9 protein-coding genes are annotated in these 14,802 nt (G+C 71.1%); 2 read left to right on the top strand and 7 right to left on the bottom strand.

The features are described 5' to 3' along the window. Positions 1-2 precede the first annotated feature (2 nt). Complete coding sequence (locus G4D85_RS34185) at positions 3-443, top strand: hypothetical protein (RefSeq protein ID WP_164018279.1); 441 nt, start codon at positions 3-5, stop codon at positions 441-443. Beyond that, complete coding sequence (locus G4D85_RS34180; protein ID WP_164018278.1) at positions 433-1,524, top strand: NAD(P)/FAD-dependent oxidoreductase; 1,092 nt, start codon at positions 433-435, stop codon at positions 1,522-1,524. The genes G4D85_RS34185 and G4D85_RS34180 overlap by 11 nt, the downstream gene beginning before the upstream one ends. A 63-nt stretch (positions 1,525-1,587) precedes the next feature. Here G4D85_RS34180 and G4D85_RS34175 read toward each other — a convergent pair whose 3' ends face one another. The 7 genes from G4D85_RS34175 to G4D85_RS34145 all read right to left on the bottom strand — a co-directional run bounded on the left by G4D85_RS34175 (position 1,588) and on the right by G4D85_RS34145 (position 14,798). Continuing rightward, positions 1,588-3,405: a tetratricopeptide repeat protein gene (locus G4D85_RS34175; protein WP_164018277.1), complete on the bottom strand. Its 1,818-nt coding sequence runs from the start codon at positions 3,403-3,405 to the stop codon at positions 1,588-1,590. 185 nt (positions 3,406-3,590) lie between these two features. Next, the gene (locus G4D85_RS34170; protein WP_164018276.1) at positions 3,591-4,355 is read right to left on the bottom strand and encodes a hypothetical protein; all 765 of its coding nucleotides are present in this window, start codon (positions 4,353-4,355) and stop codon (positions 3,591-3,593) included. Between the two features lie 8 nt (positions 4,356-4,363). Continuing rightward, entirely contained in the window at positions 4,364-6,817 is a 2,454-nt protein-coding gene (locus G4D85_RS34165; protein ID WP_164018275.1) for a glycosyltransferase, read from the bottom strand. Beyond that, on the bottom strand, positions 6,814-7,200 hold the full coding sequence (locus G4D85_RS34160; RefSeq protein ID WP_164018274.1) for a hypothetical protein: 387 nt from the start codon (positions 7,198-7,200) through the stop codon (positions 6,814-6,816). Before G4D85_RS34160 ends, G4D85_RS34165 begins: the two co-directional genes overlap by 4 nt. Before the next feature lie 39 nt (positions 7,201-7,239). Further along, the gene (locus tag G4D85_RS34155; RefSeq protein WP_164018273.1) at positions 7,240-10,500 is read right to left on the bottom strand and encodes a phage tail protein; all 3,261 of its coding nucleotides are present in this window, start codon (positions 10,498-10,500) and stop codon (positions 7,240-7,242) included. Between the two features lie 12 nt (positions 10,501-10,512). Next, positions 10,513-12,495 (bottom strand): ATP-binding protein, encoded by a 1,983-nt coding sequence (locus G4D85_RS34150; RefSeq protein ID WP_164018272.1) that lies wholly within the window; start codon positions 12,493-12,495, stop codon positions 10,513-10,515. 278 nt (positions 12,496-12,773) lie between these two features. Continuing rightward, complete coding sequence (locus G4D85_RS34145; RefSeq protein ID WP_164018271.1) at positions 12,774-14,798, bottom strand: serine/threonine-protein kinase; 2,025 nt, start codon at positions 14,796-14,798, stop codon at positions 12,774-12,776. Between the last annotated feature and the right edge of the window lie 4 nt (positions 14,799-14,802).

Here is a 14,802-nt window from a genome sequence, read left to right as displayed (position 1 = left end):
CCATGACTCCCATCCCCTACGTTCCAGAGCTGCACTTCGAGCAGATCAAGGGCTGGCTGCAGCTCTGGAATGAGTCGATGACGCAGGATGCCCTGCCGCAAACCGGGTACATCATCCCCGGCAAGGCCGCGGGCTTCCTGTACCGCACGGACAGCTCGGTGGCGCTCATCGAAAACCTCGTCGCGGCGCCGGGAATGTCTCGCGAGGAGCGCACCGGGTATGTCGACGCCATCGTCGCCGCCATCTGCGCGGAGGCGGCGAGGCTCGGCTTCAAGCTCCTCATCGGCTACACGCAGCTGGACGCGGTGGTCAAGCGCGCCGAGCGTTTCGGCTTCACCTACGTCGCCAGCAACTTCCACGTCGTGGCCCTCGTGCTCGACCCCGCCACCGCCGGCCAGACAGTCGAGGCGAGGCAGGCCAAGGCCGGAGTGAGTGAAGGCTGACGCCGACATCGTGATTCTCGGAGCTGGCGTCGTCGGCCTGTCGGCCGCGCGCCGGCTCGTCGCGCTTGGAGCACGCGTCACCGTGCTGGACGCCGTGGACCCCGGAGGACGGGGCTCGCGAGCCGCCGCCGGAGTCGCCATTCCCTCCGTGCGCCTCTTCGATGACCTGGACATGCTCGTGTTCGCCCGCGCGGGCCGCGCCGCCCTGGCGGACGACCTGGCCTCGCTTCCGGATGGCCCCCAGCTTCGCCGGGGGCAGGGCATCCTGCGCGTCGTCCCGGACGCGAAGTCCCGCGACGCGCTGGCGGAGAAGGCCGCGAAGGACGTGGAGGGGCCGGGCCTCTGGGTGGATGCGGCGAGGCTCGTGGCGCTGGAGCCCGCGCTGGAGGGCACGCCGCTCTTCGGAGCCTTCGAGAGCGAGCAGGGCCACATGGTGGACACGGACGGCTACGTCAACGCGCTCCGGGACGCCGCGGCTCGAGCGGGCGTCCGCGTCCGGCTGGGCGTGGCCGCGCGCTCCATCCAGGAGACTGCCCATGGCGTGGAGGTCCACACGGACGAGGAGACGCTCCGGGCGGACCACCTCATCGTCGGCGCGGGCCCGTGGTCGGCGGGCCTGGAGGGACTGCCCGCGCTGCCGCTGAAGCCCGTGCGCGGACAGATGCTGGTGGTGCACCAGCCGGGCCTCCAGCTGTCGCGGGTGGTGTCCGGTCCCTCGTACCTGGCGCCCTGGCGCGCGGGGGAAATCGTCGTCGGGGCCACGGAGGAGGACGCGGGCTTCGCGGAGCACGTGACGCCGGCGGGGCTGCTGCACCTCAGCGCCACGGTGGCGAAGCTGGCGCCGCGCCTCAGGGATGCGCGCTTCGTCCGTGCCTGGGCGGGGCTGCGCGCCGTGACGCCGGACGGGCGCCCGTACATCGGCCGCTACCCGGGCATGCAGCAGGTATATGTCGCCACGGGCCTGGGAGGGCAGGGCATCCTCACCGGCGCGCTCACCGGAGCCTCCATCGCGGAGCTCGTGGAGCACGGCCGCTGTGACGCGGTGGCTCCGTTCGACCCCGCGCGCGCCGCCAGGCTCTGAGCGACGCGCTGCCCCTCACCCACGGGCGCTCCCGCTCCGCTCGCGCGAGCGCCCTCGCTTCCGTCAGTACAGGTTCACCGGGTCGAACGGGCGGTTGAGCTTCGTCCTCGCGCGGGGCAGCGCGGCGTGCACCGCCTTCGCATCCCCCCGCGTCAGTCCGTCGAGCAGGGCCGCCGTCTCCTTGGGCCACGTGGTGCTGGCCTGGGCGCAGCGCAGGGCCTCCGTCCAGTCGGTGCGGCCGCCGGCCACCGCGAGCCCCGCGAGGCTCTCCGCCGTCTTCAGCGGGTCTCCCACGGCGCGCGCGTGCTCCTCCGCGCGGGAGAACCACTCCACGGCGGTGGCGGGCTGCTGCTCGTCCAGGAACAGGCGCCCCAGCTCCGCCGCGATGACCTGGCGGTGGAACGAGTCCCCCAGCTCATCCGCGTTGGCATACGCCGCGGTGAAGTGCTCCACGGCGGCGTCGCGCTCGCCCGCGCCCAGCTCCAGCCCGGCCAGCCGGTAGCAGTGGTGCTTGGCGAAGTTGGCACCCCACTTCGCGCTGATCTTCTCGAAGCGCCGCCACGTGGCGATGGCGTCCGCGTACTGCCGCGCCGTCTCCTGCAGGTAGCTGGCGTTGGAGATGAGGTTGATTTTCAGGTGGGTGGCGCTCGCGTCGTGCAGGTCCCCCACGCAGCGCATGGCGAGCTTCTCCTCCACCACCGCCTTGTCCAGCTTGCGCTCCTGGAACCAGGTGAGCGCGCACACGTTGCGCAGCCAGCCCTCCTGGAGGGCGCGGTCCGGGGACGTGCTGCGCTCCAGCGCGGCCAGGCCCGCTTCCACCTCGGTGCGCGCGTTCGGAAGCTGCCCGAAGCGCTTCGTCAGCGTGAGGGCGCGGAACATGTGCAGCCGCGCCACCAGGTCCGGAGGAATGCGGCACGCCAGCCCCAGGCCGAAGGCCTCCATGGCGGCTTCGTGGGAGCCGGTGAAGACGTGCACCACGCCCATGCAGCGCGCGAACAGGGCCCGCAGCTCCTCCACGTCGCCCAGGCTGCTCCGGTCGATTTCGATGGCGGGCGTGGTGAAGCCCGTGTCCAGCGAGTCCCAGGCCTGCGCCACGCGGCCGGGCAGCGCCGCGTCCGTGTCCAGCAGCGCCAGCCCCTGCTCCGCGGCCAGCATCGCGCCTTCGTAGTTGGTGGTGAAGAAGCAGCTGCGGATGGCGAGGATGGCCGCGGCCACCCGCACCTCGCGCGCCTGCGAGCCGTCCACCGCGAGCTGCAGGTAGCGCCCCTCCAGGTCCACCGCGGGCTCCACCGTGCGCGAGGACACCGGCCCCGGCCCCGAGGCACGCGGGGCCCGCATCCTGTCGCAGAGCGCGTCCAGGTACGCCTGGCGGCGGGCCTCGAAGGCCAACGCACCATGCGGCCGGCGCACGCTCCACCCGGTGAGCAGCAGCGTGCCGTCCAGGCCCTCCAGGCGGCTCCACTCCGCGGCGCGCATCACCGCGCGCAGGCTGACCAGGTCGCACTCGCCCGCGCCGTGCAGCACCAGCGGGCGTCCGCTGGCGCGCAGCGTCTCGACGATGGCCTTCGCCGCCACGTTGAGCACCCAGAACATCTGCTCGGACTCGCGGTGGAGCCGGCGCTCGGAGGGCGTCAGCGCCAGGTCGCTCAAGTCAGGCACTCCGGCGATGGAGCCCGGGAAGAGGCGGTTCCACTCGGAGGGGTGGGCCCGGGACAGGGCGCCTACCACCTCCGGCGCCGCGTCCTCACAGGCGCGCAGCACCTTGCGCAGGCCGCCGAAGGCCACGGGCAGGGCCACGCCCGCATCCACCTCCAGGGCTCGCGCGGGGAGGACCGAGGGGACATCGCCTGCGACGGAGACCGCCAGCGCATGGGGCCTCATGGGCGCCGCACCGTCCCAGCGGAAGAGTGAACTGCGGGCGCCTGCGGTGAGGGCACGGCGAGGGAGTGGCTCAAGGTCAGCTCCTCGGAGGGGGAGCATCCATCCTCACACCCTCTCAAGAAGTGAGCAATGACCGCCCCACGGTAACCCTCCGCTCCGAATCCAGGTGGCCAACGCTGAACGGCTCAGGTGGTCGGTCCGGACCCCTCGGGTACACCCCGGCTGTAGTGGAGGATGAGCCGGGGCAGCCAGCCGTCGAGGTTGCGGCAGCGACGCAGCGCGGTGAGGTTCATCTCCTTGTAGGGGAGCCCCCGTGCGCCCCGGCTGTAGTAGTGGACGACCCAGGCGTTATCGAGGAGCCACTCGACCTGGTCCTCGGACATGCGGAGCTCGCCGGTGAAGCCGCTATCGGACGGCCAGTTGAGCTGACCGGTGGACAGCCGCTCCACGGGGAAGCGGCCCGAGTCGATGACGCGGTTGACGAGCTTCTGGTCCGTCGTGGGCTCCCACTGGGCGTCGGGCACGGCCTTCATCGCGTTGAGCCACGCCTGGGCGAAGGCGTCTCCCGGCGGGCTGGCGCAGGCGGCGGGGCAGCGGCGGCGCGAGTCCCAGCATTCCTCGCCAATGGTGAAGCGCTCCACCGAGGGCAGCGTCTTGAGGGTGAGGGTGTCGAAGGCGTCCAGGTACCAGCCTCCGTGCTGATGGAGCGCGAGCGCCGGCATGCGCCGCGCGGCCACCTCCATCCGCGTCGTCTGCAAGGGGCCGAAGTACTGCGTCAGGTCCTCGAAGTGCGCCTTGGGCAGCAGCGGCTGGTAGCGGGGGATGCTCGCCGGGTCGCAGTAGATGTGGACGACGGCGTTGCGGTTCTGGGCGATGGCCGAGCGGACGGCGGCGACCACGGTGGGGCGGACGATGTGGTCGTGGAAGACGAAGGTGAGGGCGGGAGTCATGGCGGGCCTCAGGGGGCTCCCGCGGCGAGCGGGTGCTGTTCCGTGGAAAGGGTGGCGTGGCGAAGGGCGTCGAAGGCGTCCCCCATGAGCGCGCGGACGGCGTCGGTGGAGTGGGGGTGCCAGAAGCGGTGGTGGACGCGCTTGGGGTCCACGTTGGCGTCATGCACGCAGGCGACGAAGAAGGACGCGTCCTCCAGCGCGAGCAGCTTCCGGGAGGGGTCGTTCCAGAGGAAGCGTGCGTCCTCTCCGACGTTGATGTCGGGGAAGGGATTGCGCCGCCAGAAGTCCCGCGTGTAGCAGAGCGTGTTGCCGGACACCCAGGGCCGCTGGCCGGCGGGGTAGACGTACTGCCAGGAGCGGCCGGTGGTGGGCTGGTGGTAGTAGACGCGGGTGAGGCCGCAGACGGCGGCGCCCGCCTTCAGCAGGGACGACACCTGGTAGGTGAGGCGCGTGGGCGCGGACCAGTCGTCGTCGTCCCAGTGGACGATGACGCTCCCGCTCGCCGCCTGGCACGCGAGGTTGCGCTTGGCGCCCAGCGAGTGGCGGCGCTCCAGGCGCACGTAGCGGATGCGTGGGTCCTCGGGGAGCAGGTCCCCGCAAGGCTCGTTGCCGTCGTCCACGACGATGAGCTCGCGGTCCGGCCAGTCCTGCGCGAGGAACCAGCGCACGGCGAGCGGGACGAACCGGCGCCGGTTGTACGTGGGCATGATGCAGGACACCCGCGTGCGCGCCGTCCCCGTCAGCGGCGCTTCGACGGGCAGAGCAGCAGCCTCGGCAATGCCAACCATGCTCTCGCTTGGCGGCGCCTCGGTGGGCCGTGCCGCCATCGCCTCCACCGTGGCCCCGCCGTCCTTCATGCGCCCGGGCGCGGTGATCGCCTCCGCGCGCTCCGCCGCCGCCACCTTCTCCATGACGACGAGGGTGCCCGCCGTGTGGACGCGGCGGAACCTGCCGCCGCGCAGCAGGTCCTGCACGAAGCGCTTCACGCCGGGGAAGTAGTCCGCGCAGTCATGGAAGGCGGCGAGCCCGCCGGTGGCGAGCCACGGCTCCAGGTGGTGGAAGTCGGCGGCGACGCTGGCGTAGTCATGCAGCCCGTCCACGAGGAGGAAGCCGATGGGCTCGCTCCACGGCACGGCGGGCGCGGATTCGAAGTGGACGCGGACGCGCGAGGCGAGCCCGGCCTGCTGCAGCGTCTGCTGGAGCTTCTCGCGCGTCGGCCCCAGGTGGCGCAGGCCGCCATCCCGCGAGCCGACCACGCCGTCCCCGGGGTCGATGGCATGCACGGGCGCGGTCGAGCCGAGCGACTCGGCGACGCGGCCCAGGATGACGGTGGCCTTCCCGCAGAAGCTGCCCACCTCCACGACGGCATGGGGCGCGGGCAGCGACGCCAGGGCGTGGGAGGACGCGGCGATGAGCAGGTCCGCCTCCTCGTCGGAGAGCCAGCCCTCCACCTTGCGCATCTCCGCGAGGATGGGCCACGTCAGCAGCAGCCGGGGCCGGTTCGTCTCCGCACCCGCGGTCTCCTCCTGCACCGGCGTGCCGTTCCGTCCCTCCACGGCATGCGCCTCTGGTGCCACGTCCCCTACCTCCACGGCGCGCGTCTCCGGAGCCACGTTCCGCGCTTCCCGCGCGGCCCCCTCGTACCCGGAGTACCGCGAGCGCACATAGGTGCGCAGCGGGTCGTCGGGACGGCGGGGGATGGGGTGGGCCCAGAAGGCGGCCGGGTTGGCCATGGCCGCGTCGAGCTGCCGGAGGCTGTACCGGACGCGGTAGCGGACGAGGTCGTAGTTGCAGGGGCTGGTGAGGACGCGGTGGCCCAGCAGCGCGACAAGGGTGGGGAAGAGCACCTCCTCGGTGGCCCAGATGCGAGAGCGTCGGAGGATGTCATTCAGCTGCGGGTCTCCGTCCCACAGCTTCACCAGGTCACGCGCCGCGTCCGCGCTGAACACGGTGGAGGGCCAGAACGTCCAGTGGACGAACTGGGCCTCGCCCTGGGGGAACTTGCGCAGGAAGGGCCGCCACAGGTCCAGCTCGCGCCGGGCATTCACGGCCGGGGCGGCGCGGTTGCCCGGGCCCTGGGGTGTCTGCACATTCCCCAGCAGCCCCGCGCCAGGGTTCGTCTTCAGGAAGTCACCCAGGAACCCGGAGTACCCGGGCCGAAGCCCGAGCTGGTCCGAGTCGACGATGGTCATCGCGTCGAACGGCTCGTGCTCCAGCGCGAAGCGGAAGCAGTCGAGCGCGAAGTCGTGCAGCCACCCCCACTTCATCGGCCGTGGGGTGGGGTGGACGACGGCGTTGTAGCGCTCGAAGGGAAAGCCCTGGAGCAGGCCCGCGTCGCGGCCTCCGTTGTAGAGCAGGATGCGCGAGTCCGGGTCCAGGTGGTGGAGGTTGCGCACCAGGTCGATGACGCACTCCGGGCTCTCATGGACGAGGCAGGCGAAGATGTTTCGACGGGAGCTCATTCGCCGCTTGGCTCCTCTGCCCCGGTGCCCGAGGCGTTCGCGATTTCCGCGTCGATCTCCTTGTTCGAAGGGACGCGCCAGGTGCCCGCCTCGTGCTCCGCGAGCAGTCCGATGACGGCCAGACTGATGTCGACGAAGTCGGCCGTCTCCGGGGTGAAGTTCTCGGCGAAACCATGGAGCTGGAAGGTCGGCGCCCCGCCAATCCCCCTCCACTCGCTAAAGAAGATCTTCATGCCCAGCAGGTACCCCTGCCGGACGTACTCCCCCTGAATCCATTCGGACTGGAGGCTGCAGCCGAGTGCCTTCTCAATTCGGGGGATGACGGCGGAGGCGGGCTCCGCGGCGTCAGCACGTATCGAGAACTCGAGGACGGTGCGCTTCATGTGTTCCTCAGCTTCCATGAAACGAAAGACGGTGGTTTCTCACGGCGCATCCTTCCGCAAGACGAGCGAGGACGTCCGGACCTTCCTCACATGTGGGAAGCGGGTAACCAGGTCACCCACGACGGCGGCCTGGGCGCTGACGAGGTCTGCCAGTCGTGAGCTGGGTGCGAAGATCTTGCCGTTGAGCACGGGCGCGCCCTTGCGCCGCGCCTCCTCGAATGCAACGGGGTGGATCACGTAGAGGTCCACGTCGAAGTCCGCCACATCGAAGTGCGTCTGCGCTTTGTGGGGGCCGCGCCATGCCGTGGCGGTACTGCCCCTGTATTTGACGGGTACGCTCCGGAACGCGTGGCCTGCGACGGTCGCATCGACGGCCGCCTTCGTCTGCGCCCAGGCGGCTTTCCAGAGCGCCTCGCCCTTGGAGCGGAGCGTCTGTTCCACGGAGGCCTTGCTGAGGTCCGCGATGCCCGTCTTGGAGCCCCACTCCACGAGCTGCGCCAGGAACTTTTCTGCCTCCTTCTTGAGCGCCTCCACCTGGGCCTTGGCCTGTGCGTCCGAGATGCTCTCGTCCTTGAAGCGCTTCTCGTAGATGTCCTTGAAGCGTCCGACGAGCGAGGACTGAAGCTTCTCGAGGTCCGGCAGCATCTTGGTCTGCCATTCGGTCTTCACCTCCGGGACCGTCACAGAGGACATGTAGTACTTGAAGTTGTCGATGGCGGAGTGGGCGACCTTGAACTTGTCCGACAGCGGCAGCTTCTCGGACGCCATCAGCACCACGACGCTTCCGCCGCGAGGCTCGAACGTCAGCTGGTGGCCCGTACCGGCCATGGCGAAGCCGATGTCCACTTTGGGCTTCTCGGCGCCCTTCTTGTCCTTGCCACCCCCTCGCCCGAACAGCTTCTTCACGTACTCCCAGGCCTTCTTCAGCCACTTGAGTACGGCGGCGCGGACCTTCGTCTGCACCTTGGTGATGAACTCCTTGATCTTCGCGGAGATGCCGCCCAGGCCGATGAGCCGCGCGAGGAAGCCGATGACGATGGGGATGAGGCTCGCCAGCGCCTTTTCAATCCACGCAGCCGCGCCGCCAATCGCTCCCGTCGCAATCGCATGCACCGAGTTCACCATCGCCTCGATGAGCGCGAGGATGCGCGAGGCATTCTCGATGACCCACATCACCACGTTGTAGATGGCAATGACGGCCTGGACGATGGCGCCGGCCGGATTGAACATCGAGAGAATCTTGGTGACGGCCTGCTTGACGATGGTCTCGATGAGCCAGTTCTGGATGGCGTCGATGACCATTGCCTTGAGGTTGGACAGGTCCTCCTTCAGCTTGTCCCACAGCGCCTGCGGGCCGCCCTTGATGGTGATGGTGATGTACTCGACCAGCTTCTCGAGGAGCGCCACGTTGCGCTCGCCCATCAGCTTCACGGCCTCGCTGCGCATCCACGCGTAGGTCAGCCCGAGCACGTCGAGGACGAGCTTGAGGATGGACCACACGTTCAGGTCGCTCGGCACCTGGATGCCGGCGCTGGCCAGCGAGCCGAACAGCCACTCCATGAATCCCTTCTTGAGGTGCGTCCAGATGTTGCCGACGAACTGGTTGAACCCCAGCTTGATGGCGGCGAGCAGGTTGCCCAGGAAGCCGATGGGGTCCGCGAGGATGAGCTTGATGGTCTCCAGCCCCTTGCGGAGCACGGCCATCAGCTTGTCCTTGAACTCGGTGAGGATCTTGATGACCTCGCCGATGGCGTCCGCCAGCTTCTTCAGCGCGCCGGCGTTCTCCTCCTCCAGCTTCTTGAGCGCCGAGTCCGCCTTGTCGTGCGCCTCCTTGTATTTCTGCGCCAGCTTCTGGGCGAGGTCGTTCTTCTTCGAGTCGATGCCGCTGCGCAGCTCGTCGAAGCGCTCGGTCATCGCCTGCTGCGCTTCGCGCCCCACGGCCTGCAAGTCCCTCGGCAGGCTGTCCACGTACGTCTTGATGGCGGCCTGGCCCTTGTCGACCTCCGCCTTCGCGTCGGCGAGCCGGCCATCCACCATGGCGGAGATGCGCACCGCCAGCGCGTCCATCTTCGATGCGAAGCGCGTGCGCGCCTGGCCGAGGATGACCTTGATGCCCTCGGGCACGGGGCGGAACAGGTCAGCCAGCCAGCGCGCGCCTCCGGTGATGCCGCTGTAGCGGTCGTCCTTGAACTTGTCGATCTCACGGTTGGCGTACGACTTCATGTCCGCCAGGGCCGCTTCCGCGCCCACGTCGAACAGGCGCATGACGTCGGCTTCGAGCGTGGACAGCTTCGTGTCCACCTTCTGCTTCGTCTTCTGGTACAGCGACTCGATGTGGTCGCTGACGGCCTTGCGCCGCGCCTCGTCCTTCTGCTTGGCCAGGAACTGCCGCGCCTTGACCTTGCTGTTGCCGGACAGCTTCACGCCGCCCATCTGCGCCACGCCGGCCTTCGCGTCGCCGGACGCCTTGCCCTTGGCCTGCCCCAGCGTGGCGGACTCGCTGGACACGTACTTCCCGGGCGCCGCCGCGGCGAGCTTCTCCACGGTGCCCTTCTGCGACACCACGGAGGAGAAGCGCGGGTCATTCGCCTTCTTGAGCCGCTCCGGCGTCAGCTCCGCGTCCTTCATCTGCTGGTCGGCGTCCTCCTTGGGCTTGCCCAGCGCCTGCACCTCCGCCTTGGGCTTCGGCGCGGGCATGGCGGCGGCGCCGTTGACGGGCGGAGGCGGCGCGGCCGGCTCCTCGGGCATGGCCTCGGCCTGCCGAGCCGGCACGGCACTGGGGTCCGGCGGCGCGGAGGTGGCCTGCTCGGTGGGGCCCGCCGCCGTGTCCTTCTGCTCCTTCACGCCTCCGGAGACGGCGTCCTTCACCTGGCCCGTCTCGCCGCCCTCCATGAACTTGTCGGCATCGTCCAGGTTCTTGGGCATCACCTTTTCGATTTCCGCGCGCAGCAGCGTGAGGAAACCGTTGGGGTCTGCCTTGGGAGCGTCCGCCGCCTTCATGGCGTCGACCTGATTGGCCTTGGCGCCGGCGGTCCGCTCGGTGGGCGGGGACACGGCGGCGGACTGGGCCTCGGAGGCCTTCTGCGAGGCGGGCGGGTGCTGCTGGGTCTTCTTCGCTCCTTTCTCCAACTGCTCGATGACCTTGCGGAAGCGCGGGTCCTTCTCCGCGTCGCCGCCCACCTTCACCGCGGCGCCGCCCGGTGCCGGCGCGGACGTGGCGCCCGCCCGTGCACGCGCGGGGGCCCCACCGCGCGCGGGGGCGCGGGAGGGACCTCGTGCTGCGGCGCGGGCGGGAGGCATGGGTGGTGGCTCTCAGCCCCGCAGGGAGGTGGCGCCGGTGCGGCGCAGGGGACAGACATCGCCGGCCTTGCGGTACTCGCGCACCACGCCGGCCTCCAGGTGTGCCGAGCCGAGCGGCCCGCCGTCCTCCAGCGCCAGCAGCGACGCGTGCAGCACGGCGTTGCGAATCTGCCCGCCGCTGAGCTGGCAGCGGGCGGACACCTCGCGCAGCATGCCCGCGTCCACGGCGTGCGCGGCGGGCAGGTGGAGCTGCCACAGCGTCCAGCGCTCGGACGGGTCCGGCGCGCGGAAGTCCACCACCACGTCCATGCGTCGCTGGAAGGCGGTGTCGATGGCGTCCGCCGCGTTGGTGGTGACGAGGAGGATGCCCTCGTAGGACTCGATGCGCTGGAGGAGGTAGTTCGTCTCGAGGTTCGCGTACCGGTCCGTGGACGAGCCCACGCCGGTGCGCCGGGCGAACAGCGAGTCGCCCTCGTCGAAGAGCAGCACCACGTCCAGCTCCTCGGCGAGCGAGAAGATGCGGGCGAGGTTCTTCTCCGTCTCGCCGATGTACTTGTTCACCACCGAGGACAGCTCCACCCGGTACACGTCCAGGCCCAGGGCCGCGGCGACGAGGCGCGCGGCCAGCGTCTTCCCGGTGCCGCTGGGGCCCTGGAAGAGGGCGCGCACGCCCGGCGTGAGCTGCTGGGCCAGCGAGCCACCCACGGCCTCGCCCATGCGCTCGCGGTTGCGGCAGCGCGTCTCCAGGAGGCGCAAGTCACGCATCGTCTCGGTGGACACGGAGAGCTGGCCCCAGTCGCCCGGAGTGGTGAGGCGCACGGCCAGGGTGTCCAGGGCCTGCCGGTTGAGGGCTCGCGCCGCCTCGCGCACGTCGTTGGGCTCCACCGCCGCGCGCCCGGCGAGCGCCGCGTGAGCTTGCGCCAGCCGCGCCGCGCGGCGGACATGGCCCCGGGTGAGGCGGAAGGCGGCGCTGAGCTCCTCCACGCAGGCGCAGGGCCGGCCCGCCAGCCCCCGCTTCCAGTGCAGGGCGCGTTCCTCGGGGCCGGGCATGTCCACCGCCAGGGTGAGGGCGCGGTCCACGCCCTCGCCGGAGACGCCGCCCAGCCGGCCGAGCACCACGCCCAGTGGACCGTCCAGTCCGGTCAACTCCGGCACCTCCGCGGCCTCGCCGGGAGCCGGCTCCAGCACCGCCACGGGAAGCGCATGGAGCAGCGTGGCCAGCGGCCCCACCATGCGCCACCGCGCGTCGTCCCCCTTCTGCGGCCCCTCGACTTCCAGCACCCCCCGGCCCAGCGCGCGGGCCACCGAGCGCAGCAGTGTGCGCCGTCCGTTGTGACGGGGGCCGCGGACCACCAGTGCGCGGATCTCGCCCGAGGCCAGCAGCACCGGCAGCCGGGTGAGTGCTCCCCCCAGCGCGTCGGGGACGATGAGCGGCTCGTCGCGCGTCAGCGTCTCGTGGGCATGGTGCTTCATCCACGGGGCGGGACGCTCCGGGGCCTCACCGTGGAGTGCATCCCAGATGGGACCGGGGACATGCAGTGCCCACTCGGCGCGAGGAGCCTCGCGGTCGGATACTTCGACGAGGCCCAGGTCCATCAGCCGGCGCAGGCGCGCGCGCACCTCGCCCCGGTCCTCCTCGCCGCGCCAGCTCGCGTTGAGCAGGCCCAGGGTGGGGCGGTGCAGGGTGGGCGTGCCTTGCAGGGCGGAGAAGAGCGCGCCGAAGCGGGCGTCCTCTTCGACCATGCCCACCGCGACCAGCAGCGTGAGGGCCTCATGGTCCAGCCCGGCGGCCTGTCGCAGCGCGCGCAGGGGCAGGTGGCAGGACACGTCGGCTTCCCAGGCGGCCAGGGCCTCGGGCCACGAGCCAGGGCCGTTCTCGCCTTCGAGCGCGGCGATACCCAGCTCCGTGAGCTCCGTGCGGTACCCCTCCAGGAAGGGGAAGCGCGTCAGCAGCGCGCCCTCACCGCCGAAGGTCCTCGCGCCATGCGCCAGCACCCGCGTGGCGGCGGCGAAGAAGTACAGCTTGAAGTGCTCCAGGGGCTCCGAAGTCGAGTCGGCCCCAGAGGAGTCGCCACGCGCGGAGCCAGCGGAGGAACCACGCGCGGCGCCAGAAACATCACCAGACTCAGTGCCACGCGAGGCGCCAGCAGAAGAACCAGACTCAGCGCCACGCGAGGTACCAGCAGAGGAACCAGACTCCGCGCCACGCGAGGCGCCAGGAGCGGAGTGAGGAGCAGCGGCGTTCGGGGTGTCGGACATGGCGCGTCTCGGGCTCACTCGAAGTGGAAGGTGAGGTGGCGCCCGGCGGAGGGGAGCCACCCGATGTCGCGGTCCAGCCCGGCGACGCGCACGGCGAGGGGGAGCTGCGAGAGCGCGAGCACCACGTCCACGTGCGTCTCCGTGACATGGAGCCGCGCATCGTGGGTCAACACCGCCGCCTCCAGCGCGGGCGCATCGTCCGGAGCCAGGCCCAGTGCGCGGACCAGTCGCGAGCGGCAGTAGGGCACCAGCCACGCCAGCCACCGCTCCAGCGCCGAGGCCTCCACTTCGGCCGGGGCCGGCACTGCTCCATCAACGAGTGTGAACGCACATTCGCGAGAGAACGCCTCCGTCTCGCGAAGCACCTGCGCCCCCGCGTCGTCGCCTCCCGCGCACGGAACATCCAGCACCAGGAAGCCCGCCGGGTGCAGCACGCGAACCCGTTCGTCCCGGGCCTCCCACGTCCACAACGACTCCTCGGGAGCGCGGAACGCGAGAAGCCACTCCGAGGGAATCCGCCAGGCCTCCGGAGGCTCGAAGCCGGCACCGGGCGCGTCACCGGCCTTCCGTCCGGACAGCAGGGCCAGCACCTTCCACACGGGGTCGCCAGTGCGCGGGTCCACGAGCAGCCGCCGTCCCACCAGCGTGACGAAGTCCCACAGCGACAGCGGCAGGTGAGGGTGCGCGGGCCGCGAGAAGTCCCCGTACATCTCCAGGAACAGCGCCAGGTTGACGAGGTAGAACAGGCCCCCCAGTCCGGTGGAGATGGGCAGCCCCCACGCACGTCCGGGAGGAGGCTCGAAGACCCGGGGCGGCGTCGACGGCAGCTCCGGAGGTGCGGGAGGCGCGGGTGCCTCCACCGCTCCCACCGGCTCCATCACCCGCTCGGCCTCCATCCTTCCGTCGCTCACCGGAGGCAGCCCGCCCATCATTCCGGGAGCAGGGGAGGACTCCACCGCCACGACCGGAGTCTCCAGAGTCCCAGCCATCTCCCGCGGGGCGTGGACCGCACCCGAGTCCACTCCAACCGGAGCCGTCTGTTCCGCCCTAGAAGCCACTTGCTCCGAAGTCGCCTCCGTCACTCCGCGCGAACCCGAGCCACCGTCCCCCGAGTCGACACGCTCAGCACGAACCTCCATGGCAGCCGTCGGAGCCACCGGCGCCGGCCGAACCTCCACCCCCTCCAGAACCTCATGCTTCCCACCGCGCCACGCCACCACCGCCGGAGCGAACTCGCTCCGACGAGTCTCCTCGGGCGCCCGTCGCAGCATCAGCGCCACGCCCAGCAGCGCCTGCCGCGCCTGTCCGAGCCCCAGCGTACGGACCTCCGGCACCCACGGCTCCCACGGAGGCGCGATAGCCACGGAGCCCCCCACCACCGCCCCGTGGCCATCTCCCCCCGCGACCTCCCGCGCCGCGTCCCGCGCAGGCCCCTCACCGTCCGCCCGTCCCACCGGCGCCAGCGTCGTCAGCCCATGCACCCGGGCCACCTGCGCCAGCACGGTCCCCGCTTCAGCTTCCGTGAACAGCGCCAGCACGGGCCGTGCCTCACCGCGGCGCACCGAGGCCTCCAGCGCGGCGGGGACGTACTCGGGCTGGCGCAGCCACTCGGCCACCACCGTCCGCGCCAGGTCCACGCTGGGGAACAATCCCCGCCACCACCAGTGGGCGAGCGCACTGCCCCGGCTGACGTCACTGGCGAGACAGGCCAGCAGCTCGGAGGGGTCCGCGAACAGCACCGCCTCCGCGCCGGGAGGCACCGCGCCGCGAGCGGGCCGCGCCGCCCGGGCCACCTGCGCCTCCAGGGCGGAGACCATCGCCTCGTCCCACGCCGAGGGAGGACGAAGCGCGAGCTGCCGCACCGGCAGCACCCCCGGCTTGGGGTCCATCAGCCGGCGGATGCACACGGTGGCCGAGGGCGGCAGCCCCAGGGGCACGAGGTGGGCGCCGCTCAACAGGGACTCCAGCCGCAGCCGCGCGGAGAGCGGCTCAAGGTCCGCCCCGCGCAGCCGCAGCTTCCCGATGATTGTGCGTCCCACCCGC

The organism is Pyxidicoccus trucidator, from assembly GCF_010894435.1.
Classification (GTDB): Bacteria; Myxococcota; Myxococcia; order Myxococcales; family Myxococcaceae; genus Myxococcus; species Myxococcus trucidator.
Note: the sequence above shows the minus strand (reverse complement) of the source record. Positions and strands in the feature narration are given on the sequence as shown.

What these genes read in the sequence shown, in the direction of transcription:
- G4D85_RS34185 (WP_164018279.1), top strand. Translation starts at nt 3, where the DNA reads ATGACTCCCATCCCCTACGTTCCAGAGCTGCACTTCGAGCAGATCAAG.
- G4D85_RS34175 (WP_164018277.1), bottom strand. Translation starts at nt 3,405, where the DNA reads ATGAGGCCCCATGCGCTGGCGGTCTCCGTCGCAGGCGATGTCCCCTCG.
- G4D85_RS34170 (WP_164018276.1), bottom strand. Translation starts at nt 4,355, where the DNA reads ATGACTCCCGCCCTCACCTTCGTCTTCCACGACCACATCGTCCGCCCC.
- G4D85_RS34165 (WP_164018275.1), bottom strand. Translation starts at nt 6,817, where the DNA reads ATGAGCTCCCGTCGAAACATCTTCGCCTGCCTCGTCCATGAGAGCCCG.
- G4D85_RS34160 (WP_164018274.1), bottom strand. Translation starts at nt 7,200, where the DNA reads ATGAAGCGCACCGTCCTCGAGTTCTCGATACGTGCTGACGCCGCGGAG.
- G4D85_RS34155 (WP_164018273.1), bottom strand. Translation starts at nt 10,500, where the DNA reads ATGCCTCCCGCCCGCGCCGCAGCACGAGGTCCCTCCCGCGCCCCCGCG.